This is a genomic window from Aquilutibacter rugosus, assembly GCF_036541335.1.
Taxonomy (GTDB): domain Bacteria; phylum Pseudomonadota; class Gammaproteobacteria; order Xanthomonadales; family Xanthomonadaceae; genus Aquilutibacter; species Aquilutibacter rugosus.
Genome location: NZ_JAZHBO010000002.1, coordinates 672,221 through 698,240, shown reverse-complemented (window position 1 = coordinate 698,240; position 26,020 = coordinate 672,221). Strand labels below are relative to the sequence as shown.

Below are 26,020 nucleotides of genomic sequence, written 5' to 3'. Positions count from 1 at the left end.
GACAGGGCGGGTATAATTCCGCTTCTACCCACGGCCGTGCGGTAGAACTGACCAAAATAACTACAGAGGAATCTGGTCTCATGTACGCAGTTATCGTGACTGGCGGTAAGCAATACCGCGTCATGCAGGGTGAAACCCTGCGTGTTGAATTGCTCGATGCCGAAGCCGGCAATGAAATTAAGTTCGACAACGTTCTGATGATCGGCGGTGACAACGGCGTGTCCGTTGGTGACGCGCTGAAGGGCGCCACTGTTGCAGCCAAGGTCGTTGGCCATGGCCGCGCCGACAAGGTCCGCATCGTCAAGTTCCGTCGTCGTAAGCACCACCGTAAGCAGATGGGTCACCGTCAGCATTTCACCGAAATTGAAATCACCGGTATCACCGGTGGTGACAGCAAATAATCGTTACAGGGAGAACGAACCATGGCACAGAAAAAAGGCGTAGGCTCGACCCGTAACGGCCGTGACTCCAACCCGAAATACCTGGGTGTGAAGATCTACGGCGGTCAGGCGATTGAAGCCGGTAACATCATCGTGCGTCAGCGCGGCACGCAATTCCACGCCGGTGCCGGCGTTGGTATTGGCCGTGACCACACGCTGTTTGCGCTTGTCGACGGCAAGGTCGAGTTCTCGACCAAGGGCCTGAAGAAGCGTCGCACCGTCAGCGTCATCGGCGAATAAGCCGATTCGCTTCGGCACCGGTCAAGGCCGGATGCCGATTTCGCAAGAGCCCCGCCTGCGCGGGGCTTTTGTTTGCTCATCGCAGCGTCGTGCTGCCACCAAACCGTAATACACTGACCGCATGAAATTAGTAGACGAAGCAAACATCCAAGTCCGGGCCGGTAACGGCGGCAACGGCTGTGTCGGATTCCGCCGCGAGAAATTCATTCCGCTCGGTGGCCCCGACGGCGGCGACGGCGGCGATGGCGGCAGCGTATACCTGCAGGCCGACGAGAACCTCAACACTCTGGTTGATTTCCGTCACCAGACCCGCTTCAAGGCCGAACGCGGTCAAGATGGCATGGGGCGGCAAATGTACGGCAAAGGCGGCCAGGATCTCACGGTCGGCGTGCCGGTCGGTACCGTCATCATCAATGTGGCGACCGATGAAATCATCGGCGACCTGACCCGACACGGCCAGCGCCTGCTGGTTGCGCAGGGCGGCCAGGGTGGTCTCGGCAATATGCACTTCAAGAGTTCTACGAACCGTGCGCCGCAGCGCGCCACCTCGGGTACCGAGGGCGAGGAACGGGAGCTCAAACTCGAACTCAAACTGCTGGCCGATGTCGGCTTGCTCGGCTTCCCTAACGCCGGTAAATCCACCTTGATCCGCGCCGTGTCGGCAGCAACGCCCAAAGTGGCCGATTATCCCTTCACCACTTTGTACCCGAACCTGGGCGTGGTCAGCGTCGAACCGCATCGCAGCTTTGTGATCGCCGATATTCCGGGTCTGATCGAAGGCGCTGCCGACGGTGCAGGTCTCGGGGCCCAGTTCCTGCGCCATTTGCAGCGCACGCGATTGCTGCTGCACCTAGTGGACATGGCACCCATGGAAGGCGGCGTCGAAATGTCACCGGCTGATCAGGTCCGCGCCATCGAGCGGGAGTTGATCAAACACGATCCCGAGCTGATGCAAAAACCGCGTTGGCTGATTCTCAACAAGTCCGACCTGATTCTCGAGGACGAGTGGGAAGAAGTCACCCAAGGCATCCTGCAGGAGCTCGACTGGAAGGATCGCTGGTATCGCGTCAGCGCCATCGGCCGCGATGGCACCTGGCCGATCATGAAGGATGTGATGGCCTTCTTTGACGCTCAGCGCGAAGAGCAGGAAGCCGAACGTCTGAATGAGGCGCCGTACCAGCCATAAGGGCTTGTGTTGCGCCGTCGATCGGGTGTCTACTGGTATACCCTTTTCCAGTTCAGGAGTCTGCGCCATGTACATTGATGGATTCGTCATTCCCGTCTATTCCGACCGGATCGCCGAATACCGGAAATGGGGGCGCAAGTTCGGCAAGAAGCTGATCCAGCTCGGGGCGCTGCAGTACATTGAGGCCCAAGGCGATGATGTCCCGTCGGGCAAGGTCACTTCGTTTGATCTGGCTGTAAAGAAAGAGCCGGGCGAGACCGTGTTCTTTTCGTACGTGGTCTACCCGAACAAACGCACGCGCGATAAGGTCAACAAGATCATCATGTCGGACCCCGAGGTCCTGAGCGTCGATATGACCACGGCGCCGTTTAACGGCGCGCGCATGATTTACGGCGGCTTCAAAGGGCTGATCGAACTCAGTGCCGAGTGAATAGGGACCTGAGCTTAAGACAAACAAAAACCCGGCACATGGCCGGGTTTTTAGTGGTGCAGAATTCCGTGCTTAAGAGATTAAGCAGCGGTCTTCAGAGCCTTGATGCGGGCCGAAAGGCGCGACTTGTGACGGGCGGCCTTGTTCTTATGGATGAGGCCACGCGAGCTCAGGCGATCCAGCACCGGCTGAGCGATGTTGAAGGCGGCTTGCGCAGCGTCAGCATCGTTTGCGGCCAGGGCCTTAATCACCTTCTTCACAGAAGTGCGGAGCATGGAGCGTTGGCTGGCGTTACGCGCATTGCGAACGACAGCTTGCTTGGCGCGCTTCTTGGCGGATTTGATGTTTGCCACTGTGAAATTCCTGAAAACGGTAGTGAAGCTGGTTAGAATGTTGGTTTCTGAACAATCAGACGGGAAAGTATGACCTGTATTTTTCCGAAAGTCAAGGTAAGTGGCTGAAATGTCTAAGGGTTTGGCCAAGTCGGCCGGCATCCATAGCAGCATGACCCTGCTATCGCGGATTTCCGGCCTGGTGCGCGACCAGATCTACGCCACTCATTTCGGTGCCGGCGCCGCCATGGACGCCTTTCTGGTCGCTTTCCGCATCCCCAATTTCATGCGTAGAATCAGCGGCGAAGGCGCCTTCAGCATGGCCTTTGTCCCGGTGCTGCAAGCATACCGCGACAGCAGCTCTGAGCGTGAAGTTCGCGAGTTCATTGATAAGGTGGCCGGCACCCTGATTGCCGGACTGCTGGTGCTGACGGGTCTGGCACTTGCATTGGCCCCGCTACTGATGCGTTGGTTTGCTCCGGGCTTTGCGCCCGATGGTGAGCAGTTCCGTCTGGCTACCGAACTGCTGCGCATTACGTTCCCCTATGTCCTGCTGATTTCGCTGACCGCGATGGCCGGCGGCATTCTCAACAGCTACGGTCGCTTTGCGGTGCCCGCGTTGTCACCATTGCTGCTGAATTTGTCGCTGATTGTTGCGGCATTGGCCGTGTCGAGTCGCTTGCAGATTCCAGTGCGGGCGTTGGCGTGGGGCGTGACGATCGCCGGCGTGCTGCAGCTCGCCTTCCACATTCCGTCCCTGATGCGATTGGGGTTGCTGCCCAAGCCCAAATGGGGAGCGGGTGATGCCGGCGTGCGTGCAGTGCTGCGGCGCATGGGGCCGGGCATCCTGGGCTCGTCGGTCGCGCAAGTGAATCTGCTGCTCAATACTGTGGTCGCGACGATGCTGGCGGCCGGCAGCGTGACCTGGCTGTATTACGCCGATCGCTTGCTGGAGTTTCCGCTGGGGATTTTCGGGGTCGCCATCGGCACGGTGATTTTGCCGAATCTGGCCAGCCATTACGTGCAGGCGGACCGACAGGGATATTCGCGAAGTCTCGACTGGGGCTTTCGCTTATGTCTGCTGATTGGCATTCCGGCTTGTATCGGCCTGGCACTGTGTGCAAAACCGGTGGTGGCCACGCTGTTTCAGTACGGTCGCTTTAACGCGACGGATCTGGAGATGACTTCGCGCAGCATCGTAGCTCAAGCCCTGGCAATACCCGCATTTTTGCTCGTCAAAGTGCTGGCGCCCGCGTTCTACGCACGACAGGATGCACGCACGCCGATGCGCGCTGCACTGGCCTCCTTGTTGGCCAATGCGCTGTTCGTGTTCGCCGGCGCCGCCACCTGGATGCTGGCTACCGAGGCCGGTCGTCAGGCCCTGCAGATGCACGATCACAATTGGCTCAGCGCTGCCGGATCCACGCCCGGTGTACACGTCGTTCTGTCGCTGGCGATTGCGTTCGCCGCCTGGGTCAATGCCATTGCGTTGGGGATCGCACTGCACCGCTATCAACTGTTCGAGCCACAGAGCGGCTGGCTGCGCTTCCTGGTCAAGATCGCGCTGGCGGCGACGCTGATGGCGGCGACGGTCTGGGCGCTCGGAACGCACTGGTCCGACTGGAGCGCTTGGCACTTCGGTTCGCGGATTTGGCGTCTGGCGCTGCTGATTGGCGCCGGGGTTGCCATCTACGGTCTGAGCCTGCTGGCGATGGGCGTGCGGCCACGGGATTTCAAAGGGCACTAGAGGCGCCTGCGCTATACTGTGGGGTTCATGAGCAGGCTATTTCGCGACGTTGACGGGGACCTTTTATTCCCGCAGGGCAGTGTGGTTTGCATCGGCGCGTTTGACGGTCTTCATTTGGGTCATGCAGCGTTGGTGCGCCGCACGGTGGAGCGTGCGCAAGCCCTTGACTTGCCATCGGTTGCGCTGACGTTTGAGCCCTTGCCGCGCGAGTGGTTTGCCCGCGAGCAGCGCCAGCCGCGTCTGATGCTGTCCTCGCAACGTGTGCGCAGCTTGCACCAACTCGGGATCGACTCCGTTGGCCTGCTGCGCTTCAACGAATCCATGACGCGTATGACGGCCGACGAATTTGCCCGCCGCATCCTGCACGATCGGCTGCAGGCGCGCGAGGTGTGGGTGGGGCCGGAATTTGCGTACGGCCATCGCCGTGGCGGCAATCTGGACACCTTGCAGGAGCAGGGCAGCAGGCTCGGCTTTACGGCGCACGAGATTGAACCGCAACACCTGGCCGGCGAACGCATCTCCAGTTCAGTCATTCGACAGCAGTTGGGCGCCGGTGAGTTTGCAGCTGCAGAGCAACTGCTAGGCAGGCCGTACCGCATCGAAGGCAAGGTCGTTCACGGTGCCAAACTCGGCCGCACCTTAGGCTTCCCTACGGCCAATATTCGCTACAGCCGTTATCAGCCGGTGCTGCATGGCATCTATGCCTGCTGGGTTGACTTGGCGGACGGGCGCCGCCTTCCTGCGGTTGCAAGTTTCGGCACGCGTCCTACGGTCAACGGCACGCATCACGAACCGCTCCTCGAGGTCCATCTGTTCGATTTCGAAGGCGATCTCTACGGCCAACGCATCGGCGTGGATTTTGCAGCCAAACTGCGGGACGAGAAAAAATTCGATTCACTGGAAGCGCTCACTGCGCAAATGCACCGCGATGCCGATGAGGCACGTCAGGTGTTGAACTCCCATTTCACATTACGAGCGACGGCGTGAGCAACGACGACACCAATCCGTACAAATCCACTTTGCTGCTGCCGGAAACCGAGTTTCCGATGCGTGGCGATCTACCCAAGCGCGAGCCGCAACGGCTGGCGGAGTGGGAGCAGTCGCGTCTGTACGATCGCGTGCAGGCCTTTACGCGCGATCGCAGCAAGACCTTTGTGCTGCACGATGGTCCGCCGTATGCCAATGGCGTGATTCACATCGGCCATGCCCTGAACAAGATTCTCAAGGACATCATCGTCAAGTCCAAGTGGATGGACAATCACCATGCACCGTATGTTCCCGGTTGGGATTGCCATGGTCTACCGATCGAGATCGCCATCGAAAAGAAATTCGGCAAAGTCGGCAATCCGCTGACGCCGGAGCAGTTCCGCGACAAGTGTCGTGAGTACGCTGCCGAACAGGTTGACATTCAACGTCATGGTTTTAAGCGTCTTGGTGTGTTGGGTGACTGGGAGCGTCCGTATCTGTCCATGGATCGTCGCTTTGAGGCCGACATGGTGCGCGGTCTCGGCAAGATCTTCAGCCGCGGTCACATCGTTCGCGGTGCCAAGCCGGTGTACTGGTGCTTTGATTGCGGCTCCGCACTCGCCGAAGCCGAAATCGAATACGCCGACAAGCAATCGCTGGCCGTTGACGTCGCCTATGAGGCCGTCGAGAGCTCACGTCTCGCCGGGCTGTTTGGCGTTTCGCTGCCCGACAATGCCGTCATTGCCATGCCGATCTGGACCACCACGGTCTGGACCTTGCCGGCCTCGTTGGCGGTATCCATTGGCCCGGATCTGGAATACGCACTGATCGAAGGCCCTTCGTTGCCCGATGGCCGCGCCCGCTGGCTGATCGTCGCCGCCACCTTGGCCGATCGCGCTGCGCAACGTTACGGTCTGGAAAACGCTACTGTTCTTGCCACCGTCAATGGCAGCGATCTCGAAGGCGAACGCCTGCGCCATCCGTTCTATGCCGAACGCACGGTGCCGGTCCTGTTGGGCGATCACGTCACTGCCGATGACGGCACCGGCGTGGTGCACACCGCACCGGGTCACGGCGCCGACGACTATGCCGTCTCGCAACGCGCAGGCATCCTGCCGCAATACACCGCCGCCCAAATCACACCGATCGACGGTCAAGGCAAATATCTGCCCGGTACTCCGGCTGTTGGTGAAACGGAGCTGGTCGGTACGCACATCTGGAAGGCCGACACCGTCATCGTGCCGGTCCTGCAGGAGAGCGGGGCACTGCTGGCACAGAATCGCATCACGCACAGCTATCCGAACTGCTGGCGCCACAAGAAGCCCGTTGTTTTTCGTGCCACGCCACAGTGGTTTATCTCTATGGACAAGGAAGGCCTGCGCGATCAGGCGCTGCGTTCCATCGCTACGGTGCAATGGACACCGGCATGGGGCGAGGCGCGCATCCACGGCATGGTCGAAGGCCGTCCGGACTGGACTATTTCGCGCCAGCGCACCTGGGGCGTACCGATTCCGTTCTTTATTCATCGCGAGACGGCGGAGCCGCATCCGCGTACACCGGAGCTGATCGAGCTGGTCGCACAGCGCATCGAGGCCGAAGGCATTGACGTCTGGTGGCAGCTCGATGCCGCCGAACTGCTCGGTGCCGAAGCCGCCGATTACGAAAAAACGACCGACGTGCTGGATGTCTGGTTCGATTCGGGCAGTACGCATGAAACGGTGCTGGCGCAACGTCCGGAAGACGGTTTGTATCGTCCGGCCGATCTGTATCTCGAAGGCTCCGATCAGCACCGCGGTTGGTTCCAGTCGTCCTTGCTCACTTCGAATGCAATGTACGGCAACGCCCCGTATCGGCAGGTGCTGACGCACGGCTTCACAGTCGACGAAAAGGGACGCAAGATGTCCAAGTCGATCGGCAACGTGATTCCGCCGCAGGAAATCATGGACACCATGGGTGCCGACGTTCTGCGTCTGTGGGTGGCATCGGCGGATTACTCGGCCGAGATTGCCGTCTCCAAGGAAATCTTTAAGCGCACCTCGGAGATCTATCGCCGCATTCGTAACACCGCGCGCATCCTGCTGGCGAACCTTAACGGGTTCGATCCGACTGTCCATGCGGTTGCACCGGCCGATCTGTTGCCGCTGGATCAGTGGGTCGTCAATCGCACGGCAGAGCTGCAGCAGCAAATCACGGCGGCCTACGAGCGGTACGACTTTGCGACGGTCGTGCAGTTGCTCGCTAACTTCTGTTCCGTTGACTTGGGTTCGCAATATGTGGACATCACCAAGGACCGTCTGTACACCCTGCAGGAAAACGCACCGGCCCGTCGCTCGTCACAAACGGCGATGCTGCACGTGATCGAGGCCATGGTGCGCTGGATGGCGCCCATTCTGTCGTTTACAGCCGATGAGATCTGGGGCTATCTGCCCGGCACCCGCGAAGAGGAGTTGTGGTTCACCACCTGGTACGACATTCCGCAAGCGCAACTGTCGGCGCCGCGACTCGATGCCAATGACTTCGAGCGACTGTTCGATCTGCGTGAGCAGGTCTCCAAGGTACTGGAACCGATGCGCGCTAATGGCGAGATCGGTGCCGCACTGGACGCTGAGATTACGTTGCGTGTCAATGTCGCCGATGCCAACTGGCTGGCGCCAATGATCGATGAATTGCGATTCTTCTTCATCTCGGGCGATGTGCGCATCGAGCCTGCAGGAGACGTGCAGGATGGCATTGAAATCCTTGCAGCCAAGACCGACAAGCCCAAGTGCGTGCGTTGCTGGCAACACCGCGCTGATGTCGGTACGGTGGCTGCATACGCGGGCTTGTGTGTGCGCTGTGTAGATAACGTGGCCGGCGACGGCGAACAACGGGATTGGTTCTGAGTATGTCAAATGGAAAACCTGCAACCATGCGTCCTAATGCACTCATCTGGCTGGTGCTCTCCGCCGCGATCATTCTTCTCGATCAGTGGACCAAGCTTTGGGTTCTGACAACGCTGCCCGAATATCGGCCGGTCGTGGTCATCGAGGGATTCTGGAACTGGTTTCGCACCTACAACAAAGGCGCGGCCTTCAGTTTTCTGAGCAACGCGGGCGGATGGCAGCTGTGGTTCTTCAGTCTGCTCGCCGTTGCCATCAGCGGGCTGCTGACATATTGGCTGGCTCGTACTCCGCGCCGCGAGTGGAACGTTGCCATGCCGTTCGCGCTGGTCATTGGCGGTGCGATCGGTAATGTCATCGACCGTTTGCGCTTCGGTCATGTGGTCGACTTTATCCAGTGGCACTATCGCGGTTTCTACTGGCCCGCTTTCAATATTGCCGATACGTCCATTGTGATGGGCGCGATACTGATTGCTGTCGGCAGTCTGTTTGCTGACCGGAACAAAAATCAACGTTGAGGTCATCTGTCATGGAAATCATTCTGGCCAATCCGCGCGGCTTCTGCGCCGGCGTGGATCGCGCCATCGAGATCGTCAACCGCGCCATTGAGCTGTTGGGCGCGCCGATCTACGTCCGTCACGAAGTGGTGCACAACCGCTTCGTCGTCAATGACCTTCGCGAGCGCGGTGCTATTTTTGTCGAGGAGCTCAACGAAGTTCCCGATGGCGCCACCGTGATATTTTCGGCCCACGGTGTCTCGAAAGCCGTACGTGTCGAGGCGCAGGAGCGCGGGCTGAGCGTATTTGATGCGACTTGCCCCCTGGTGACCAAGGTCCACCTCGAGGTGTCACGTCATTGCCGTGCAGGTGACGATGTCATTCTCATCGGCCACGAAGGCCATCCCGAAGTCGAAGGCACAATGGGTCAGTGGGAGCGTCTTGGCGCGACCGGCAGCATGTATCTGGTCGAGGACGTCGAAGACGTGGAAGCGCTCGTCGTCTCGCAGCCCGAGAAGTTGGCCTACACCTCGCAGACCACCTTGTCGGTAGATGACACGCGTGCCGTGATCGAGGCCCTGCGGCAGAAATACCCCGCAATTCAGGGGCCGCGCAACGACGACATCTGCTACGCCACTCAGAACCGGCAGGACGCTGTGCGCGAGTTAGCGTCTGTTGCCGATATCGTGTTGGTGGTCGGCTCCGTCAACAGCTCCAACTCCAATCGTCTGCGTGAGCTGGCAGAGCGCGAGGGCGTCGTTTCCTACCTGATTGACGGCGCTGACGATATTGATCCGCAATGGCTGGTCGGTAAGTCCAAGATCGGCCTTACGGCCGGCGCCAGCGCTCCCGACATTCTGGTCCGCGGCGTGATCGATCGTGTGCAGGACATTAATGGCGGCGCCAACGTCCGCGAACTGCACGGCGAGCCCGAGGACATGGTGTTTGCCTTGCCCAAAGAGCTGCGCATCAATCTGGTGTCCTGACCCATGATGCAATGGATCGAAGGCGAAGCCCCGCTACGCGAAGCACTGGCAGGCATTACCGATCACTACACGCTCGATACCGAGTTCATGCGCGAGCGCACGTTCTGGCCGCAATTGGCCCTGGTGCAAATCGGTATCCCGGCTGCAGTCGAGGGTGAGCCGCCGTTGGTCCTGCTGGTGGATCCGCTGCAATCGGGCGTGCACGAGACTCTGCGATCTCTGTTTGAACGCGACGATTTGCTGGCCGTAGTGCATAGCCCGTCCGAGGACTGGGTAGCACTGCGCGAGAACATTGGCGCCATTCCGCGTCATACGTTCGATACGCAACAGGCGGCCGCCATGCTCGGCATGGGCGGTGGCATGAGCTACCTCAAACTGATCGAAACAACATTGGGTGTGGCGCTGGAGAAAGGGGAGCAACGCTCCGACTGGCTGCGTCGCCCCTTGACCGACTCGCAGAAGATATACGCCGCGGCGGATGTGTCCTACCTGCTCGATGCCTATGCCGTGCTGGCGCCGCAGTTGGCCGCCAAGGGCTACACGGACTGGTTTGCGGAGGACATGGCCTACGCCCTGGAACAGGCGCGCGCCGATCGCCTGGAAACCTGGCCGCATCTGTCCCTGCGCGGCTCGGGCCTGCTCAACATCCCGCAACAGCAAGTGCTGCATCGGTTGCTAACCTGGCGCGAGCAGCGCGCGCGTCAGAACAACCTGCCGCGGACCTGGGTGCTGGCCAATGATGCCGCTCTGGAGTTGGCGCGCGCACAGCCGCAATCCGAGGCCGACCTGCGCCGTGTGCTGGAAAAGATGCCGAAGGCACCGCTGAAAATTGCCGGCATTCTGCAATCCGTGGTGAGCAAGCCCTTACCGGACGAGGCCGACTTGCCCGATGCCCGTCTGTACGAGCAGCGCGACAAGCAGCGACTCAAGGATTTGCAGGTGGCGGTCAAGCAAGTCAGTGACGCGCACGGCTTTAGCGACAGTTTTCTGGCATCTCGCCGCTGGATCGAATCCTGGATGGATACCGGCGAATGGCTTGGCTTGCTGGCGGGTTGGCGGCGATCGGTGCTGGAACCGGTCTTTACAGGCGCAGCGACGCCGGTTGCAGGTAGCGATTCCTGAGTAGCCAGGGCCAGGCCACCGTGGCACTGGCCGCCACTGCCACCACAAACGCCAAATAGGCGGCCTTGGGGTGACGGTGCCAGCGGGTAGGGTTAAGGGCGCGGAACAGGCCGTGACGCACCCGCGGCAGGATCAGGCAGGTGAGGGCCCCGACGACTAGGTAAGACTGTAGGGCGCTGGAAATTAGGGCAATGGCGAGCATGGTGAAATCCTCCGTTTTCACCACTATGCGATCGCTCAATCTCCTGCAATGAGACAGCGACGAGACCGCTGCCGCAATTCATGAAAAACGGCCTCATCTTGCCCCGGTTTGGGCTTGCAGTTATACTATTCGGCACGCCGGAATAGCTCAGTTGGTAGAGCACGTCATTCGTAATGATGGGGTCGTAGGTTCGATTCCTATTTCCGGCACCACAAAATTAAGGCCCCTGCTTCGGCGGGGGCTTTTTTGTTGGGGCGGACAGTGCAATAGGCTAAAGTAAACGGGCATGCGCAATCGTCTGACTCCACTGCCGGCTCTGTGTCTGTCGCTGCTGGCGGCCTTGTCGCCGGCAGGATGCGACCGCGATGCAACGCCCAAGGCGGTGGCGGCCAAAGCCGATACTGCGGGTCGGGTTCGCGTGACTGAGGGGCCGGCACTGGAGCGCTGGATTCCGCCCACAGTAACTGTGGGTCCCGAGCAGGTTGACACCGCGCTCGATCAGGCCGATCTTGCGGCCAAGAATCACCAATGGTTCCTGGATTCTGAGTCGGTATTGCCGATTGTGCTCGCCGTGGAGTCCAATGCCACCAATACGCCTGGGCAACTGCAGCGCGCCAAGAGTTTGCGCAAGAGAGCAATCGACGCGCTTCTCGTGGACGGGCAGGCACTATTGCCGCAACTCGACAGCAATCCGACGGCGTTAGACCAGGCGCGGACCATAGCAGCGGTTATACGGTCTGCCGCACCGGGCGAGGAGCGGACGTTTGCCTTCCTCGATGAATTTGAGCGGCGCCAGGTGGCGGCATTACTCAACGGTCAGGCACTGGCCGCGCTGCAGCGTAAAGACTTGGGCGATGCCCCCGATCAGGGCGCGCAGGGTTTGTATCGGCAAGTGCTGCGTACCGATCCGACCAACGTCGTGGCTCAGCAGGGCTTGGCGCAAGTCGAACAGGCCTTCATTGATCGCGCTCGATTCGAGGCCAACCGACGGCTTTATCACCTGTCCGCACGGGCGCTGCGTCAGGGCTCGCAAGTACGTTCCGATGCCGATGGCAATGTCGCTGCAGCGACTAAGGAACTGCAGACTCATCGCACCCGTTATCTGCAGCTGTTGAAAGCGCAGGGCATTGCCGGATTGGCGGATCGCGGCGACCTAAAGCTGGCACGCGCCCAACTGGTCGAGATGATTCGCGTCTCGCAGCCGGGCGAGCCGCTGGTGGCGGAGCTCAGCACGCGCATCGAGCTGTTTCAGCATTACGGTCCTTATCGCCCCGGTCAGACCTTTACCGATGAGATGCCGAGCGGCGGACGCGGACCGCGCATGGTGGTGGTGCCGCATGGTGCCTTCATCATGGGTTCGACGGATGCCGATCCGCAAGCGAACAAGAACGAGAAACCGGCGCACGAAGTGCGATTCGCCCGTGGCTTTGCGATGGCCGAGCACGAGGTGACGGTGGCCGAGTTCGGTCGATTCATCGCGGCAACACAACACAGGACGCGAGCTTCGCGGCGAGGTTTCAGCACCATTTACAGCGAGTCGTCCGGCAACTACGCACGCCAGAGTTTTGTGGACTGGTATTCGGATTTTCACGGTGCCAAGGCAGCCATGAATGCGCCGGTGATGCACGTCAGCGTGCGCGATGCCCTGGCCTATGTGCAGTGGCTTACTGAAAAAACCGGACACGAATACCGACTGCCGTCCGAGGCGGAATTTGAGTACGCATTGCGAGCAGGCAGCGCCGATGTGTTCCCGTGGGGCAGTGGCTCGCCAAAGTCACCGATAGAAAACCTGACGGGCCTGCGCGATGTGTCAGTCAGTGGCCGTCGCTGGGCCAACGGTTTCGAAGGCTACGGCGATGGCTATTGGGGACCCGCGCCGGTGGAGCAGTTTGCGGCCAATGCCTTCGGCCTGCGTGATATGGGCGGCAATTTGAGTGAATGGACGGCGGATTGTATCCACGCCAGTTTTCGGCGCGCGCCCAAGGACGGCAAGGCCTGGGTCAACTCGGGCTGTCGGTCGTATGTGACGAAAGGCGGGTCCTGGGCCAGTTCTCCCGCGCAGACTCGCAGCGCCTTCCGGGTCGGCATTGACGCCGATACTACCAACGCTAAGATCGGCTTTCGGGTGGTTCGCGATTTGTGAAGATCGCCTTCATTTTGCTTCACTAAGCATTGGGTATAGTGAGGGGGCGGTGCGGAGCACCGGAAAATCGGAGTCTCTTATTTCATGAATACTATTGGCAATTCTTCGGGTTCGCCGTTTGGCCGCCGCTCCGGTGGTGGTGGTTTCAGTCTGCGCTGGATTATTCCGCTGCTGTTTGCGGCCTACGCAGCCTTCAGTTGGTTCGGTTCGGCGCAAGTCGATCCTTACACCGGTGAGAAAGCGCACTACGGCACGACGCCTGAGGAAGATAAAGTGTTGGGAGGGCAGGCCTTCCAGCAAGTTGTTGGCGAGGCGCAGCAGCAAGGCGCACTGTTGCCTGAGAACACGCAGGTCTCGCAACAGATTCGGACTATTGCGCAGCGGCTAATCAACAAGGTGCCGGCGGTCGCAACCGAACTGGCGACGCAGAACAAGCAGCCGGTGCCGGATAGCTACAAGAATTTTGAGTGGAATGTGGCCGTGATCCAGTCGGATCAGGAAAACGCGTTCTGCTTGCCGGGCGGCAAGATGGCGGTGTACACGGGTCTGTTGCCGGTGACGCAAAATGAAAACGCCATGGCCGTTGTGATGGGTCATGAAATTGCGCACGCCCTGTTGCGCCATAGCTCGCAGCGCATGGCGCAGGACAAGCTGATCCAAATGGGCCAAATGGCAACCGGCGTGGCGATGTCCGGCATGGATCCCGGTTCGCAGCGCGCCATCATGGGTGCCCTGGGCGCCGGTGCGCAATACGGTCTGATCCTGCCCTACGGTCGCAATCAGGAGTCGCAGGCCGATCAGGTGGGTCTGATGCTGGCTGCTGCTGCCTGCTACAACCCCGAAGAAGCCATTCCGCTGTGGGAACGCATGGGGCAAATCGGTGGCGGTGAACGTCCGCCGGAATTTGCTTCGACGCACCCCGATCCCGCCAATCGCATGCAACGTCTGAGCCAGCTGATGCCGGCGGCCAAGGCGTTCTATTCGAAGTACTGCGGTGGCGGTGCGGCGGCGACAGGCTCTACGTTTTAAGCCTGCACTAGCGCCGTAAGATTGCACAAAACAAATCCCCGCCATTCGGCGGGGATTTTTTATGACTCACAACAGGCGGCTAAAAGCTAGTTCGATTTCTTGCTGCTACCTGCAGAGGACTTGGACTTGGGCGCGTCATCGGTGGAGGCCGATTCGGTCGGTGTCCGCATACTGCCGACAATATTGCGCTGGAAGTCTTTCCAGAGGGCCATATTGCGCTCAGTCAGCTGATTCATGAGATTCCATGGGGTCTGTTCGATCAGGCCGCTGAACTGCGAACGCAGCTGCTGTTGCTGATCCATAAACAGCTGCATGGAACGCTCCAGATAATTGCCCATAAAGCCCTGCATGGAGTCACCGTAAAAACGAATGATCTGGCTCAGCATGCGCTCGGACAGAACCGGCTGTCCCTGCTGTTCGTGCTCGCTGATAATCTGCAGCAGCACCTGGCGCGTCAGATCCTCGCCGGAGCGGACATCGAGCACTTGCACGGACTCGCCTTCGATAATGAGTCTGCGGACATCATCCAGCGTGATGTAGCTGGAGATGGCCGTGTCATACAGACGGCGATTCGGGTACTTTTTGATGACACGGTTGGTGTCCGACATGGCAATCACTCTGTATAGACGCGAAAAGGGCGAACCGCTAGGGACGCCCTTTCAGTCTATACGCTAAAACAAGCGGATTACCAGCCCATGTACTGGCCGCCATTGGCAGACAGGTTGGTGCCGGTGATCCAGGCTGCCTGGTCGGGGATAAAGAAGCTGACGGCATAGGCAATTTCATCGGGCATGCCCAGACGGCCGGTCGGGATTTGCTGGATGATTTTGTTACGGACATCCTCGGGCACGGCCATCACCATGTCAGTGCCGATGTAGCCGGGGGATACTGTGTTGACGGTAATGCCGAACTTGGCATTTTCCTGCGCCAGTGAAATCGTAAAACCATGCATGCCGGCTTTGGCAGCGGCGTAGTTGGCCTGACCATACTGACCCTTCTGGCCGTTGATCGAAGCGATCTGAATGATGCGGCCCCACTTGCGTTCACGCATGCCCTCGATCACGGGGCGCGTTACGTTGAAGCACGAGTTGAGGTTCGTGTTGATCACATCCTTCCACTGTTCGGTCTTCATTTTGTGGAAGGTCGAATCGCGGGTGATACCGGCATTGTTGACGAGAATTTCAATGGGGCCGACATTGGATTCGATATCCCTGATCATCGTCTCGCACTGGGCCGGATCACTGACATCGCCCTTGGCGAGGTAGACCTCGATGCCCTCGGACTTGAGTTGCTCCTGCCAGGCTTTGGCCTTGGTCTCATCACGATAATTGGTGGCAACTTTGCATCCTTGCTGAGCCAGACGCTTAATGATTGCCGTGCCGATACCACCGGTGCCGCCTGTGACTAGTGCAACTCGTGTCGTCATGTTCAAGAATCCTTATCACACTGAAAAATGGACCGTTCCATCCTGACAGCTGAGTATTCAATTTGAAAGCGCGGAGCGAAACTTTCGTTGGTGCAGCGCAAAAACACAATTCTGAGTTAACGCGGGATCAGGTACTCATCGAAGTGATTACGGGCGATCTCAAGAAATTCAGCCACCGTGTCGGCGTTGCGAATAGCCGTAACAGGAGTTTGCCCTAAGGCCAGCCACGCGCGTTGCAACATGCTCACCGGTGCGTCGTGCAGATTGACGGCGCGCGGGTCCTCGTCGCGTTTGGAGAGCTTGCGGCCATTGCGATCCAACTGCAGAGGCAAGTGCGCGTATTCCGGCGTCGGGTAGTTCAGTAGCGACTGCAAGTAGATCTGACGAGCTGTCGAATCCAGTAAATCGGCACCGCGGACTACTTGCGTCATACCTTGCAGGGCATCGTCGACCACCACGGCCATCTGATAGGTCCACTGGCCATCGGCGCGGCGCAGCGTGTAATCGCCGATGTCAGCATGCACATCCTGTTGCATTGCACCCAACAGCCGATCGCGGAAATGAATCACAGTGCCCGCCGGAACCTGCAGGCGGATCGAAGCAGGTCCCCTACGCTGCGGGTTTAGGCAGCGATGATGCGATCCGCCCATGGCCGCCACCTCGGCGCGCGAACAGCGGCACTCAAACGCATGGCCGGCTGAGAGCAGCTGATCGAGTGCTACCTGATACTGTGCGGTGCGCTCGGATTGGCGCACGATCGGGCCATCGGAATGCAGTCCCAGGAGCTCCAGATCACCAAGCTGCGTTTGCTCATGCCGCAAGCGACAACGATCGCGGTCCACATCTTCGACGCGGATCCACCATTCGCCACCGAACTGTTTAGCGAACAGCCAGCTACCCAGTGCGGCCATCACGGAGCCAAAGTGCAGAGGCCCCGAGGGCGAGGGTGCAAATCGACCGCGGACAGTCGCAGGCATGGGAGCGGGCTGAATCAAGTGGAACAATCCGTTCAGGTGGTGGTTGAGTTTGTCGTGAAATTACCCCATTTTATTGGGGAAGGCTAACCGGGTGGCGGTGGCCAAATTGCGGAAGTAGCATCCACATGTTGAAGCGAATTTTCTTTTTCATTCTGACCAACGTTGCCGTACTGGCAATGATCTCTATTGTGCTGTTTGTTCTGCGCACGTTTTTCGGCATCCAGGTGCCGACCAACGGCATGCTGTTTGCACTGATCTACGGCATGGGTGGTTCCTTCATCTCCCTCTGGATGTCCAAGTGGATTGCGCTACGCGGTGTCGGTGGTCGAGTCATTGAGCAACCGGCTAATGAAAGCGAACGCTGGCTGGTCGATGTGATTGCACGCCAGGCCCAGACCGCCGGCATCAAGATGCCGCAAGTCGCGATCTACGATTCGCCGGACGTCAATGCCTTCGCCACAGGTCCGAGCCGCAATAACTCGCTGGTTGCCGTCTCGACGGGTCTGTTGCAGTCGATGACTGCTGACGAGGCCGAAGCCGTGCTCGGTCACGAAGTGAGCCACGTTGCCAATGGTGACATGGTGACCATGGCGCTGATTCAGGGTGTGTTGAACGCCTTCGTGATCATGCTGTCGCGCGTGGTGGCCAACCTGGTCGCCGGTGGGCGTGACGGAGAAAATAGCGGCGGCATGATGTATTTCGCCGTGGTGATGGTGCTGCAGATTGTGTTCGGTCTGCTGGCCTCGCTGGTGCAGATGTGGTTCTCGCGTCATCGTGAGTTCCGTGCCGATATCGGCGGCGCACGTCTGGCCGGTCGCGAGAAAATGATCGCCGCACTGCAACGTCTGAAGTCGCGTCACGAACCGGACGAGATGCCGAAAGCGATCGCCGCTTTCGCGATCAATGGTCGTTACACCGGCGGTTTTTCCGAGCTGTTCATGACCCATCCGCCACTGGAAAAACGCATTGCTGCGTTGCAGGCGTCGGTGCAGTAATCGAAAAAAGCGGGCTTCGGCCCGCTTTTTTTATCCGTGAATCGGGGTCTTGCCCGGATGACCTTGGATCTCGCGAACTAACTTGGGAACCAAGTAGCCCGATAGCTGTGCCGCCAGTTCCTGATGCAGGGCGATGGCTTGCTGATCGGTAACGGCAAAGTGGCCGGCACCTTGAACCTTGTCCAGGACGTGCAGGTAGTAGGGCAGAACACCGGCCCGGAAGCCGCGCTCGCTCAAGTCGCGCAGGGCGTTGACCGAATCATTGATACCTTTCAGCAGGACGGCCTGGTTGAGCAAGGTCACACCGGTCGCGCGTAGATATCTCATGGCGTGATCAACCTGCGAGTCGAACTCGTTGGCGTGGTTGGCGTGGATGACCATGGTGACCGGCCACGGCAATTCGACAAGCCATGCGATCAGCTCTTCGTCGATGCGTTCGGGCAGCGTGACGGGCAGGCGCGAATGGATTCGCAGACGGCGGATGTGCGGGATCCGGCGTAGGCCTTCGGTCAGTTCACGTAATTTGCGTGTGGACAGCGACAGCGGATCGCCGCCGGACAGGATCACCTCGTCGATGCTGTCGTCGGCCTGCAGGGCTTGCAGGGTGTCGGCCCATTGTCCGCCGGCGGCCGATTCTTCGGCATAGGGGAAATGGCGGCGGAAACAGTAGCGACAATGAATGGCGCAGGCCCCGGTGGTGATCAGCAGCGCGCGACCACGGTATTTCTGGATAACGCCGGTGGCGGACTTGGCCAGCGAATCGCCAACCGGATCGAGTAGGTTGAATCCCGGAACCGAGTCCATTTCGGACTGCAAGGGCAGGACTTGCAGTAATAGCGGATCGTTGGCATCCCCGGGACGCATGCGTGCGACGAACGACCGCGGAACACGGGTCGGAAACTGGGCATGGGCGGCGGGGCCGAGAAGCGAATGGGGGAGGCCGAGCAAATCGAGCAGTTCGAACGGATCGGAAACGGCATCGCGATAGGCGGCTTGCCACCCCCGGGCGGCGCCCAGCTCACGCAGCGGGGTGAGTGGAGCTGGTATCATAGCGGGCTAATTGTATCAATTCAGGAGCCCTCCACATGGCCAGCTATGGCATGAACGACGTCAAGAACGGTATGCGCATTCTCGTGAACGGTGAGCCGTGTGTGATCACCGACACAGAATACGTAAAGCCGGGTAAGGGCCAGGCCTTCACGCGTGTTAAGTACCGCAACATCAAGACCGGCCGCGTGGTCGAACTGACCATGAAGGCGACCGACGACCTCGAAGCCGCTGATGTGGTCGACGTTGACATGCAATTCCTGTACGCCGATGGCGAATACTGGCACTTCATGAATCCGGAGAGCTTTGAGCAAGTGCAGGCTGACAAAGCCGGCATGGGCGGCGCTGACAAGTGGCTGAAGGGCGAGGAAGAGTGCGTCGTGACCTTGTGGAATGGCTCCCCGATCATGGTGCAACCGCCGAACTTCGTTGAACTCAAGATCACCGAAACCGATCCGGGTGTCCGTGGCGATACCTCGGGTGGTGGCGGCAAGCCCGCTACGCTCGAAACCGGTGCCGTGGTCCGCGTGCCGCTGTTCGTCGCTACCGACGAAATGATCAAGGTCGATACGCGTTCGGGCGAATACGTCTCGCGCGTCAAGTAATCGGTAGGCCGTGCCCGCATGAGTATCGGTCCGCGTGATCCGCAAGTTTGCGATGTTCTAATCGAGGCCGGATGGGTGGTGCCCGTGGTGCCGCGCGGCGTGGTGCTGGCAGATCATGCCGTCGCCGTCCGTGACGGCGCCGTCATCGGCATCCACCCGATTGCCGAGGCTCGCGAGCTGTATTTGCCGGCCGAGCACGTCAAGCGACCCGATGCGGCACTGATCCCCGGGCTCATCAACGCGCATACGCATAACCCCATGACGCTGATGCGTGGTGTGGCCGATGATCTGCCGTTGATGACCTGGCTCAACGATCACATCTGGCCGATCGAAGGCCGCATCATCGGCACGGATATGGTGGCCGATGGTGTGACCTTGGCCATTGCCGAGATGCTGCGCGGCGGCACTACGACCTGCAACGAAAACTATTTCTTCCCTGATGTGCAGGCGCAGGTCTATAAGCGCCACGGCTTCCGGGCGGTGGTCGGATTGCCTGTCATTGACTTCCCCACGGCGTGGGCTAAGGACGATGACGAGTACTTCGATAAGGCACGACAAGTGCACGACCAGTGGCTGGGTGATCCGTTAATCGGAACGGCCTTCGCGCCGCACGCGCCGTATACGGTTAAAGACTCGAGCTTTGAGCGTATGGCCATGCTGGCCGAGCAGCTCGATATCCCCGTACATTGCCACGTGCACGAGACACAGGGCGAGGTTGATGACGCCATGAGTGCGACCGGTCTGCGGCCGCTGGCACGTCTTGATCGCCTCGGCGTCGTTTCGGAGCGTCTCATTGCGGTGCATATGACGGCAGTTAATGACGCCGATATCGCACTGTGCGCGGACAAGGGCGTGAGCGTGGTGCATTGTCCGGAAAGCAATCTCAAACTGGCCTCCGGTTTCTGTCCGGTGGCTCGTTTGCAGGAGGCCGGCATCAATATCGCGATCGGTACTGACGGTGCGGCCTCCAATAACGATCTGGACATGTTCGGTGAGATGCGTACCGCAGCGCTGCTCGCGAAGGCGGTGGCCGGCGATGCGACAGCGTTGCAGGCCGGTGATGCCTTGTACGCCGCCACCATGGGTGGTGCACTCGCCATGGGTCTGGCTGAACGCGTCGGCTCGATTGAGTGCGGTAAGCGCGCGGACTTGGTTTGTGTCGATCTGGGCGCGCTGGAAACGCAGCCGATCTATCACGTCCTGTCGCAGCTGGTGTACTCCACGGGCCGTCAGCACGTTACCGACGTCTGGATTGACGGTGTGGCCAAACTGCGTAGCCGCGTTCTGGTTGATATGGATCTCGATGCGATTGTCGCCAATGCCCGCAGCTGGGGCGCGCGCATCTCTAATGCCTGACGGCGGAGTTTTGCAATGACCGATACCAATTTTTTGCAATCCGAGCTGGATAAGTTCGGCGCGCTGGCTAATCGCTGGTGGGACCCTGATGGTCCGCAAAAACCGCTGCACGCACTCAATCCGGTACGCCTGCAATATGTGGCCGATCGTGTTGATCTGACCGGTGCTCGCGTACTCGATGTCGGTTGCGGTGCCGGCTTGCTGTCCGAAGCGATGGCCGGTCGCGGTGCCAATGTGCTGGGCATCGACCTGGCGCCTGAGCTCACCAAGGTCGCGCGTCTGCATGGCCTGGAGACCGGCGTTAAAGCGGAGTATCGAGTGGTCAGTGTCGAGGCCTTAGCTGCCGAAATGCCGGGCACCTTTGATGCCGTGACCTGCATGGAAATGCTTGAACATGTGCCCGATCCTTCGTCCATTATTCAAGCTTGCGCCACCTTGCTGAAACCGGGCGGCAAACTGTTCCTTTCCACCTTGAATCGCACGCCGGCGGCATTCGCATTGGCGGTTGTCGGTGCCGAATACATTGCGCGTCTGCTGCCGACGGGTACCCATAGCTACAGTCAGTTCATTCAACCGGCCGAGTTGGCACGCTGGTGTCGCGCTGCCGGTCTGTCCATGGGTGATGTGCGTGGCCTGTTGTATCAGCCGTGGAACAGTACAGCGCGCGAGATTCCCCGGCCCGATGTGAACTACATCGCGGTGGCGGACAAAGCTGCATGACGGCATGGCAAGGCGTTCTGTTCGATCTCGACGGGACCTTGGTAGATAGCGCACCCGATTTTGTGGCGACCCTGGAAATCATGGCCGCCGCACGCGGCTTGCCGCCGGTGAGCTCGGAGCAGTTGCGTCCGCACGTCTCCAAGGGTTCGCGCGCCATGTTGGCTGCGGCGTTCGGGCAGATTGATGAAGTCGAACGCGAGCAGTGGATCCCGGAGTTTCTGGATACTTACGAGCAATTGCTCGGTGACTTTGCGCCGCCGTTTGCCGGGGTCGCAGACATGCTCGACCAGCTCGATGCCACCCGCACGCCGTGGGGCATCGTGACCAACAAACCCGAGTATCTGGCCGTACAAGTGCTGGACAAACTCGGTTGGTCCGAGCGCTGCGCGGTGCTGATTGGCGGTGATACCTTGTCGACCCGCAAGCCCGATCCGCAGCCCTTGCTGGTTGCGGTGGAGCGACTGGGACTTGAGCCTGCTGCCGTTGTTTACGTCGGCGATGACGAGCGTGACATCATTGCGGCCCGTGCTGCGGGCATGCCGTCCATTGCGGCCCTGTGGGGTTATCGCTTGCCCGACGACCATCCGGATCAATGGGGCGCCGATCGCCTTGCCGGCGATCTCAGCGAAATGCTTCATGATGTGCAATGGCCGGCTCGCTGAAACCTGAAAACGATTTCGTCGCCAAGCACTGGCAGCGGACCCCCGAATGGCAATTGGCCGCAGGTTTTCTGCCGGCGGATTCGCGTGGGCAGCAGTTGGATTACTTAGCCCTGCAGAACGAGTGGTGGCTCGCACGCGCCATCGCCGATGAAACTCCACGCGTTGCTAAGCTGGCCTGGTGGGCCGAGGAGCTGCGTGGCTGGTCGCGTGGCATGCGTCGTCATCCTCTGGGCGCGCAGTTGCACTCGGCTAGTGCACATTGGGATGCAGTCGCCGATGCGCTGTCGCAGGATTCCAATGCGTTGTTGGCCAAGGCCTTGAGCGAGGTCGATGCTGAGATTCTCGGGATCGGCACGCCGCACGCACTGCTGCAAACGATCTTGGCCATGGAAACGGCATTGCTTGCGGTTGATGAGGCGGCGGAATGGCCTTCGAACCGTAAGCGCCCGGCGGGACCCTTGCCGCGACTGCGGGCCATGCAGTACTCGATTCTCGCTGCACGATCAGCAAATGCGCGACACACTGTTGCACTTTCGCCACTTCGCGCGCTCTTGATTAGCTGGAACGCGGCCCGCAAATCCAAGTGATGGACATACCTAAGACACAACCATTGCCCGATGTGGCCCACGAAACCGCCGCCCACGGTCGCACACTCGACTGGGTCGGGATGTCGCACGTGGCCTTGCCCCTGCAATGGCAGGGACGTACGCTGGCCGCAGACGCCGATGTCGAAGTGAACCTCATTGACGCGCAGGCCCGCGGCATTCACATGTCGCGACTGTATCTGCACGTGCAGGATGCATTTGCTGACGCCGAGCCCAATGCCGCGACACTCGGGCAGGTTCTGCAGCAGCTGATCGATTCGCAGGGCAAGGGTAGCGATGCGGCACGGCTGACTCTGCGGTTCTCACCGCTGCTGTCGCGCAAGGCCCTGGCCAGCGACAATCGCGGCTGGCGTTCGTATCCGGTCACTCTGACGGCCGAGCAAGGCCCGCAAGGCATCACCTTGCGTCTGGCACTCACGGTGCAGTATTCCTCGACTTGTCCGGCCTCTGCCGCGCTCTCGCGTCGGGCCAATGCTGATGCCTTTGAGGCTCGCTTTGGCGCGCAAGGCGAGTCGGTCTCCACGCAGCATGTGAGCGATTGGCTCGCCGGAGCTGACGGCCTGGCAGCGACTCCGCATGCGCAACGCAGCAATGCCCATGTCGAAGTCACACTGGCTGCCGGCACGCAGTCCTTGCCCATTGAGAGCCTGCTGGATGCGCTAGAAGCGGCGCTGGCTACGGTGGTGCAGACGGCGGTGAAACGGGCGGATGAGCAAGCCTTCGCCCGTCTGAATGCGCAACATCTCATGTTCTGCGAAGATGCAGCCCGGCGCGTTGCCATGGTGCTGTCTGCCCGTACCGATGTGGTGCGGTTTAGCGCACGCGTTGAACATCTCGAAAGCCTGCATGCGCACGATGCGGTGGCCACGGTGCACGGCAGTGGAGCCGCGCGCGTTTAACCGATCGGCTGATTAATCCGAGGCGGTCGGCAACATCAGCAGCGGATCGAGCCGGACGTTGAGCCAGTTCATACCCCAGTGCAGATGGGGACCCGTGGCACGTCCGGTCGCGCCGACGGCGCCTATGGTCTGACTTTGCGAGACGCGGTCGCCGACCTTGACGTCTATGCGCGACAGATGCAGAAAGTTACTGCTGATGCCCTGGCCGTGATCCAGCACGACGGTGCCGCCCGTCAGATATAACGACGCGCCGACAAACGTGACAATGCCTGCGGCCGGCGCTTTCACTGCCATCCCTGTGGGCGCGGCAATGTCCATGCCGGAGTGGGCGGAGCCCGGCGTTCCGTTGTACGAACGCATACTGCCGAAGCGCCCGCTAATCCTACCTCTGACCGGCCAGATAAAAGCCTGCAGATAGTCCTGACGATCGGCGTCATTGCGGGTGCGCGCCGCAGCAACGTCGGCCTGCTCCTTTTCAATCCGCTTGGCAATCGCCGGCGGCGGGTTCGCAGTTTTGGGCGGAACGCCTTGCACGCGCTCCACCGGGAAGGAACGTTCGACCACCGGAATCGAATACTCGCCGCCAGGACCGCATGGCGGAACGATCTTTAAGACCTGATTGAACTTGGCATCGCGGGCGACACCAAACACATAATCGCCACGAGCGCTCAGCTGCAGCGGTTCGCCGTTCAGCGACACCTCGCTACCCGGTGCCGCGCGACCATAGGCCATGCCACCTTGAATCAGTTGCGTCGGCGGATAGACCGGCTGTGCGCCGGAACAGTCCGCACGAACGGACGCTGCGGCAGTTAGAGCAAGCAGCAGCAGCGACATCACCGGTCGAACTCCAACGCGCGGCCGACGATCGCATCGCCCAGCTGGCCGTCGCGCCAGACTTCGGTGCCGTTGACCCAGGTTGCGGCAATGGTGGTGCCGAAGGTGTGGCCTTCGAACGGAGACCATTTGACCTTGGAGAGAATTTCGTCACGGGTGACGCGATGCGGCTCGCGCCGTACGATCGCCAGATCCGCAAAATAGCCGGGTCGCAGGAAGCCGCGCTCTTTCACATCGAACAGCTGGGCGGGGGCGTGCGACACCTTCTGCACCACTTGCTCAACGCGCAGTTGACCGCTCAACACCAGATCCAGCGCGGTCTGCAAGGCGAACTGCACCAGCGGCAAGCCGCTGGGCGCCTGCGCGTAAGGTTTGTTCTTTTCTTCGAGTGTGTGGGGCGCGTGATCGGTGGCCAGTACATCAATACGATCCGTTGCGATAGCTCGAATCAACGCGGCGCGATCGGATTCATCCTTGATGGCCGGATTGCATTTGATCAGGTTGCCCAGGTTGGCGTAGTCCGGTCGCGCAAAATGCAAAAAGTGCACGCAGGTTTCTGCCGTGATGCGCTTGCGACTGCCATCGGCGCGAATCAGTGGACCGGGCTCAAACAGGTCAAGTTCTTCGGCGGTGGAAATGTGCAGCACATGCAGACGGGCGTCGTGTCGCTTGGCCAGCTCAGTCGCCAGGACCGACGATTTCAGACAAGCCTCGCGGCTGCGGATGTCGGGATGCTGCATTGCCGTTAAGTTGGCACCGAATTCCTGCTGGAAGTGCACCATGTTCGCGTCAATGGTGGGAGTGTCCTCGCAGTGCGTGATGATCGGAACGGGCGCGCCCGCGAAGATGCCATCGAGAACCTCAGGGTCATCAACCAGCATGTTGCCGGTGGACGCGCCCATAAACACCTTGACCCCTGGCGTGCGCAGCGGATTGATATTGCGAACCGCATCCAGATTGTCATTGGCAGCACCGAAATAGAATGCGTAATTTGCACGTGCGCGGCCATTGGCCCGCTGCAACTTGTCCTCCAGCGCTTCATTGCTGAGCGTAGGCGGATTGGTATTGGGCATGTCCATAAAGGACGTAATGCCGCCTGCAACGCAGGCCGCACTCTCCGAAGCGATGTCTGCCTTGTATTCGAGACCAGGCTCGCGAAAATGCACCTGATCATCAATCATGCCCGGTAGCAGCCAGGCACCTTGCAGGTCAATGACGCGCTCGTCGGGCAGGGGTTCCAGGCTCGGTGCAACGGCCTCGATGCGATCGCCTTGAATTCGCAGGCAACCGGGCCATTCACGACCCTCGTTGACCAGCATGGCATTGATAAATAGAACGCGGTCGGTCATGGTCGGGTCCGTTGATGGTGGCAACAAGTCGAAGGGGCCTCCGGCACCGGATCTACCCCGCCCGGATGGAACGGATGGCAGCGCAGCAGCCGACGTACGCCCAAGCATAGTCCCGTTGCCGGGCCATGCAGGTGTATCGCCTGGCTCATGTAATCCGAGCAGGATGGATAGAAACGGCAACGGGGGCCGAGCAAGGGGCTCAGGATCCGCTTATAGAGCCGTAACAGCGAGAGCAGGAGGTTGGAAAGCACGATTTCATTCTACCTGTATCCGTCGTGGCCACCTATTCGCCTTGAACCCGGGAGGGAATCGGAGTATAAAAGGCTGTTTCTGCAAGATCTGCATC

The 26,020-nt window shown here is 60.0% G+C and carries 28 protein-coding genes and 1 tRNA gene; 20 read left to right on the top strand and 9 right to left on the bottom strand.

What is annotated here, in order from left to right; genetic code table 11:
• The first annotated feature begins 80 nt into the window (after positions 1-80).
• The 4 genes from rplU to V3390_RS08565 all read left to right on the top strand — a co-directional run bounded on the left by rplU (position 81) and on the right by V3390_RS08565 (position 2,296).
• Positions 81-401, top strand: a complete 321-nt coding sequence (gene rplU / locus V3390_RS08580) for a 50S ribosomal protein L21 (RefSeq protein ID WP_331688898.1) — start codon at positions 81-83, stop codon at positions 399-401.
• A gap of 21 nt (positions 402-422) precedes the next feature.
• Positions 423-680: a 50S ribosomal protein L27 gene (gene rpmA / locus V3390_RS08575; RefSeq protein WP_331688897.1), complete on the top strand. Its 258-nt coding sequence runs from the start codon at positions 423-425 to the stop codon at positions 678-680.
• Between the two features lie 121 nt (positions 681-801).
• Positions 802-1,866: an Obg family GTPase CgtA gene (cgtA, locus tag V3390_RS08570; RefSeq protein WP_331688896.1), complete on the top strand. Its 1,065-nt coding sequence runs from the start codon at positions 802-804 to the stop codon at positions 1,864-1,866.
• A gap of 67 nt (positions 1,867-1,933) precedes the next feature.
• Entirely contained in the window at positions 1,934-2,296 is a 363-nt protein-coding gene (locus V3390_RS08565; protein ID WP_331688895.1) for a DUF1428 domain-containing protein, read from the top strand.
• 80 nt (positions 2,297-2,376) lie between these two features.
• On the opposite strand, the gene rpsT is transcribed toward V3390_RS08565, so the two are convergent.
• The gene (rpsT, locus tag V3390_RS08560) at positions 2,377-2,649 is read right to left on the bottom strand and encodes a 30S ribosomal protein S20 (protein WP_331688894.1); all 273 of its coding nucleotides are present in this window, start codon (positions 2,647-2,649) and stop codon (positions 2,377-2,379) included.
• 109 nt (positions 2,650-2,758) lie between these two features.
• Between rpsT and murJ the strand changes: the two genes are divergently transcribed.
• Genes murJ through V3390_RS08530 form a run of 6 tightly spaced genes read left to right on the top strand, consistent with a single transcriptional unit; the run spans position 2,759 to position 10,825 of the window.
• Positions 2,759-4,375 carry a murein biosynthesis integral membrane protein MurJ gene (gene murJ / locus V3390_RS08555; protein ID WP_331704105.1) on the top strand — a complete coding sequence of 539 codons (1,617 nt, stop codon included), beginning with the start codon at positions 2,759-2,761 and terminating at the stop codon, positions 4,373-4,375.
• Between the two features lie 27 nt (positions 4,376-4,402).
• The gene (locus V3390_RS08550; RefSeq protein WP_331704104.1) at positions 4,403-5,362 is read left to right on the top strand and encodes a bifunctional riboflavin kinase/FAD synthetase; all 960 of its coding nucleotides are present in this window, start codon (positions 4,403-4,405) and stop codon (positions 5,360-5,362) included.
• A gap of 59 nt (positions 5,363-5,421) precedes the next feature.
• Positions 5,422-8,223, top strand: a complete 2,802-nt coding sequence (ileS, locus tag V3390_RS08545) for an isoleucine--tRNA ligase (RefSeq protein ID WP_331704343.1) — start codon at positions 5,422-5,424, stop codon at positions 8,221-8,223.
• Between the two features lie 26 nt (positions 8,224-8,249).
• Positions 8,250-8,738: a signal peptidase II gene (gene lspA, locus V3390_RS08540; protein ID WP_331704103.1), complete on the top strand. Its 489-nt coding sequence runs from the start codon at positions 8,250-8,252 to the stop codon at positions 8,736-8,738.
• 11 nt (positions 8,739-8,749) lie between these two features.
• Positions 8,750-9,703 carry a 4-hydroxy-3-methylbut-2-enyl diphosphate reductase gene (gene ispH, locus V3390_RS08535; protein WP_331704102.1) on the top strand — a complete coding sequence of 318 codons (954 nt, stop codon included), beginning with the start codon at positions 8,750-8,752 and terminating at the stop codon, positions 9,701-9,703.
• Between the two features lie 3 nt (positions 9,704-9,706).
• Positions 9,707-10,825, top strand: a complete 1,119-nt coding sequence (locus V3390_RS08530; protein WP_331704101.1) for a ribonuclease D — start codon at positions 9,707-9,709, stop codon at positions 10,823-10,825.
• Here the strand turns inward: V3390_RS08530 and V3390_RS08525 are convergent.
• The gene (locus V3390_RS08525; protein WP_331704100.1) at positions 10,785-11,027 is read right to left on the bottom strand and encodes a hypothetical protein; all 243 of its coding nucleotides are present in this window, start codon (positions 11,025-11,027) and stop codon (positions 10,785-10,787) included. The two genes, V3390_RS08530 and V3390_RS08525, sit on opposite strands and share 41 nt — an antisense overlap.
• A 136-nt stretch (positions 11,028-11,163) precedes the next feature.
• Here V3390_RS08525 and V3390_RS08520 point away from each other — a divergent pair.
• The 3 genes from V3390_RS08520 (at position 11,164) to V3390_RS08510 (ending at position 14,199) form a co-directional block, all read left to right on the top strand.
• A tRNA-Thr gene (locus tag V3390_RS08520) sits at positions 11,164-11,239 on the top strand.
• A 74-nt stretch (positions 11,240-11,313) separates the two neighbouring features.
• Positions 11,314-13,170, top strand: a complete 1,857-nt coding sequence (locus V3390_RS08515; protein WP_331704099.1) for a formylglycine-generating enzyme family protein — start codon at positions 11,314-11,316, stop codon at positions 13,168-13,170.
• Between the two features lie 84 nt (positions 13,171-13,254).
• Positions 13,255-14,199 carry a M48 family metallopeptidase gene (locus V3390_RS08510; RefSeq protein WP_331704098.1) on the top strand — a complete coding sequence of 315 codons (945 nt, stop codon included), beginning with the start codon at positions 13,255-13,257 and terminating at the stop codon, positions 14,197-14,199.
• Between the two features lie 86 nt (positions 14,200-14,285).
• Here the strand turns inward: V3390_RS08510 and phaR are convergent, their stop codons facing one another.
• From phaR to gluQRS, 3 genes are all read right to left on the bottom strand, one after another.
• Positions 14,286-14,807, bottom strand: coding sequence for a polyhydroxyalkanoate synthesis repressor PhaR (gene phaR, locus V3390_RS08505; protein WP_331704097.1), 522 nt, complete (start codon positions 14,805-14,807; stop codon positions 14,286-14,288).
• Positions 14,808-14,884: 77 nt separating this feature from the next.
• Entirely contained in the window at positions 14,885-15,625 is a 741-nt protein-coding gene (gene phbB / locus V3390_RS08500; RefSeq protein WP_331704096.1) for an acetoacetyl-CoA reductase, read from the bottom strand.
• A gap of 116 nt (positions 15,626-15,741) precedes the next feature.
• Positions 15,742-16,602, bottom strand: coding sequence for a tRNA glutamyl-Q(34) synthetase GluQRS (gene gluQRS / locus V3390_RS08495; protein ID WP_331704095.1), 861 nt, complete (start codon positions 16,600-16,602; stop codon positions 15,742-15,744).
• Positions 16,603-16,727: 125 nt separating this feature from the next.
• Here gluQRS and htpX point away from each other — a divergent pair, with 125 nt between their 5' ends.
• The gene (gene htpX, locus V3390_RS08490; RefSeq protein WP_331688871.1) at positions 16,728-17,597 is read left to right on the top strand and encodes a protease HtpX; all 870 of its coding nucleotides are present in this window, start codon (positions 16,728-16,730) and stop codon (positions 17,595-17,597) included.
• Positions 17,598-17,627: 30 nt separating this feature from the next.
• On the opposite strand, the gene epmB is transcribed toward htpX, so the two are convergent.
• Positions 17,628-18,647, bottom strand: coding sequence for an EF-P beta-lysylation protein EpmB (epmB, locus tag V3390_RS08485; RefSeq protein WP_331704094.1), 1,020 nt, complete (start codon positions 18,645-18,647; stop codon positions 17,628-17,630).
• 35 nt (positions 18,648-18,682) lie between these two features.
• Here epmB and efp point away from each other — a divergent pair, with 35 nt between their 5' ends.
• The 6 genes from efp to folE2 are packed head-to-tail and all read left to right on the top strand — an operon-like array spanning position 18,683 to position 23,491.
• On the top strand, positions 18,683-19,249 hold the full coding sequence (gene efp / locus V3390_RS08480; RefSeq protein ID WP_331688869.1) for an elongation factor P: 567 nt from the start codon (positions 18,683-18,685) through the stop codon (positions 19,247-19,249).
• Between the two features lie 18 nt (positions 19,250-19,267).
• Positions 19,268-20,605 carry a TRZ/ATZ family hydrolase gene (locus V3390_RS08475; protein WP_331704093.1) on the top strand — a complete coding sequence of 446 codons (1,338 nt, stop codon included), beginning with the start codon at positions 19,268-19,270 and terminating at the stop codon, positions 20,603-20,605.
• Positions 20,606-20,620: 15 nt separating this feature from the next.
• Entirely contained in the window at positions 20,621-21,325 is a 705-nt protein-coding gene (ubiG, locus tag V3390_RS08470; RefSeq protein ID WP_331688867.1) for a bifunctional 2-polyprenyl-6-hydroxyphenol methylase/3-demethylubiquinol 3-O-methyltransferase UbiG, read from the top strand.
• Complete coding sequence (gene gph / locus V3390_RS08465) at positions 21,322-21,987, top strand: phosphoglycolate phosphatase (RefSeq protein ID WP_331704092.1); 666 nt, start codon at positions 21,322-21,324, stop codon at positions 21,985-21,987. Before ubiG ends, gph begins: the two co-directional genes overlap by 4 nt.
• Complete coding sequence (locus V3390_RS08460; protein ID WP_331704091.1) at positions 21,972-22,574, top strand: hypothetical protein; 603 nt, start codon at positions 21,972-21,974, stop codon at positions 22,572-22,574. Before gph ends, V3390_RS08460 begins: the two co-directional genes overlap by 16 nt.
• Entirely contained in the window at positions 22,574-23,491 is a 918-nt protein-coding gene (folE2, locus tag V3390_RS08455) for a GTP cyclohydrolase FolE2 (protein ID WP_331704090.1), read from the top strand. The genes V3390_RS08460 and folE2 overlap by 1 nt, the downstream gene beginning before the upstream one ends.
• A gap of 12 nt (positions 23,492-23,503) precedes the next feature.
• Here the strand turns inward: folE2 and V3390_RS08450 are convergent, their stop codons facing one another.
• From V3390_RS08450 to yidD, 3 genes are read right to left on the bottom strand one after another with little or no spacing between them, the layout of a single operon-like run.
• Positions 23,504-24,325, bottom strand: a complete 822-nt coding sequence (locus tag V3390_RS08450; protein ID WP_331704089.1) for a M23 family metallopeptidase — start codon at positions 24,323-24,325, stop codon at positions 23,504-23,506.
• Complete coding sequence (locus V3390_RS08445) at positions 24,325-25,674, bottom strand: dihydroorotase (RefSeq protein WP_331704088.1); 1,350 nt, start codon at positions 25,672-25,674, stop codon at positions 24,325-24,327. Before V3390_RS08445 ends, V3390_RS08450 begins: the two co-directional genes overlap by 1 nt.
• Positions 25,671-25,925 (bottom strand): membrane protein insertion efficiency factor YidD, encoded by a 255-nt coding sequence (gene yidD, locus V3390_RS08440; RefSeq protein ID WP_331688861.1) that lies wholly within the window; start codon positions 25,923-25,925, stop codon positions 25,671-25,673. Before yidD ends, V3390_RS08445 begins: the two co-directional genes overlap by 4 nt.
• Positions 25,926-26,020 lie beyond the last annotated feature (95 nt).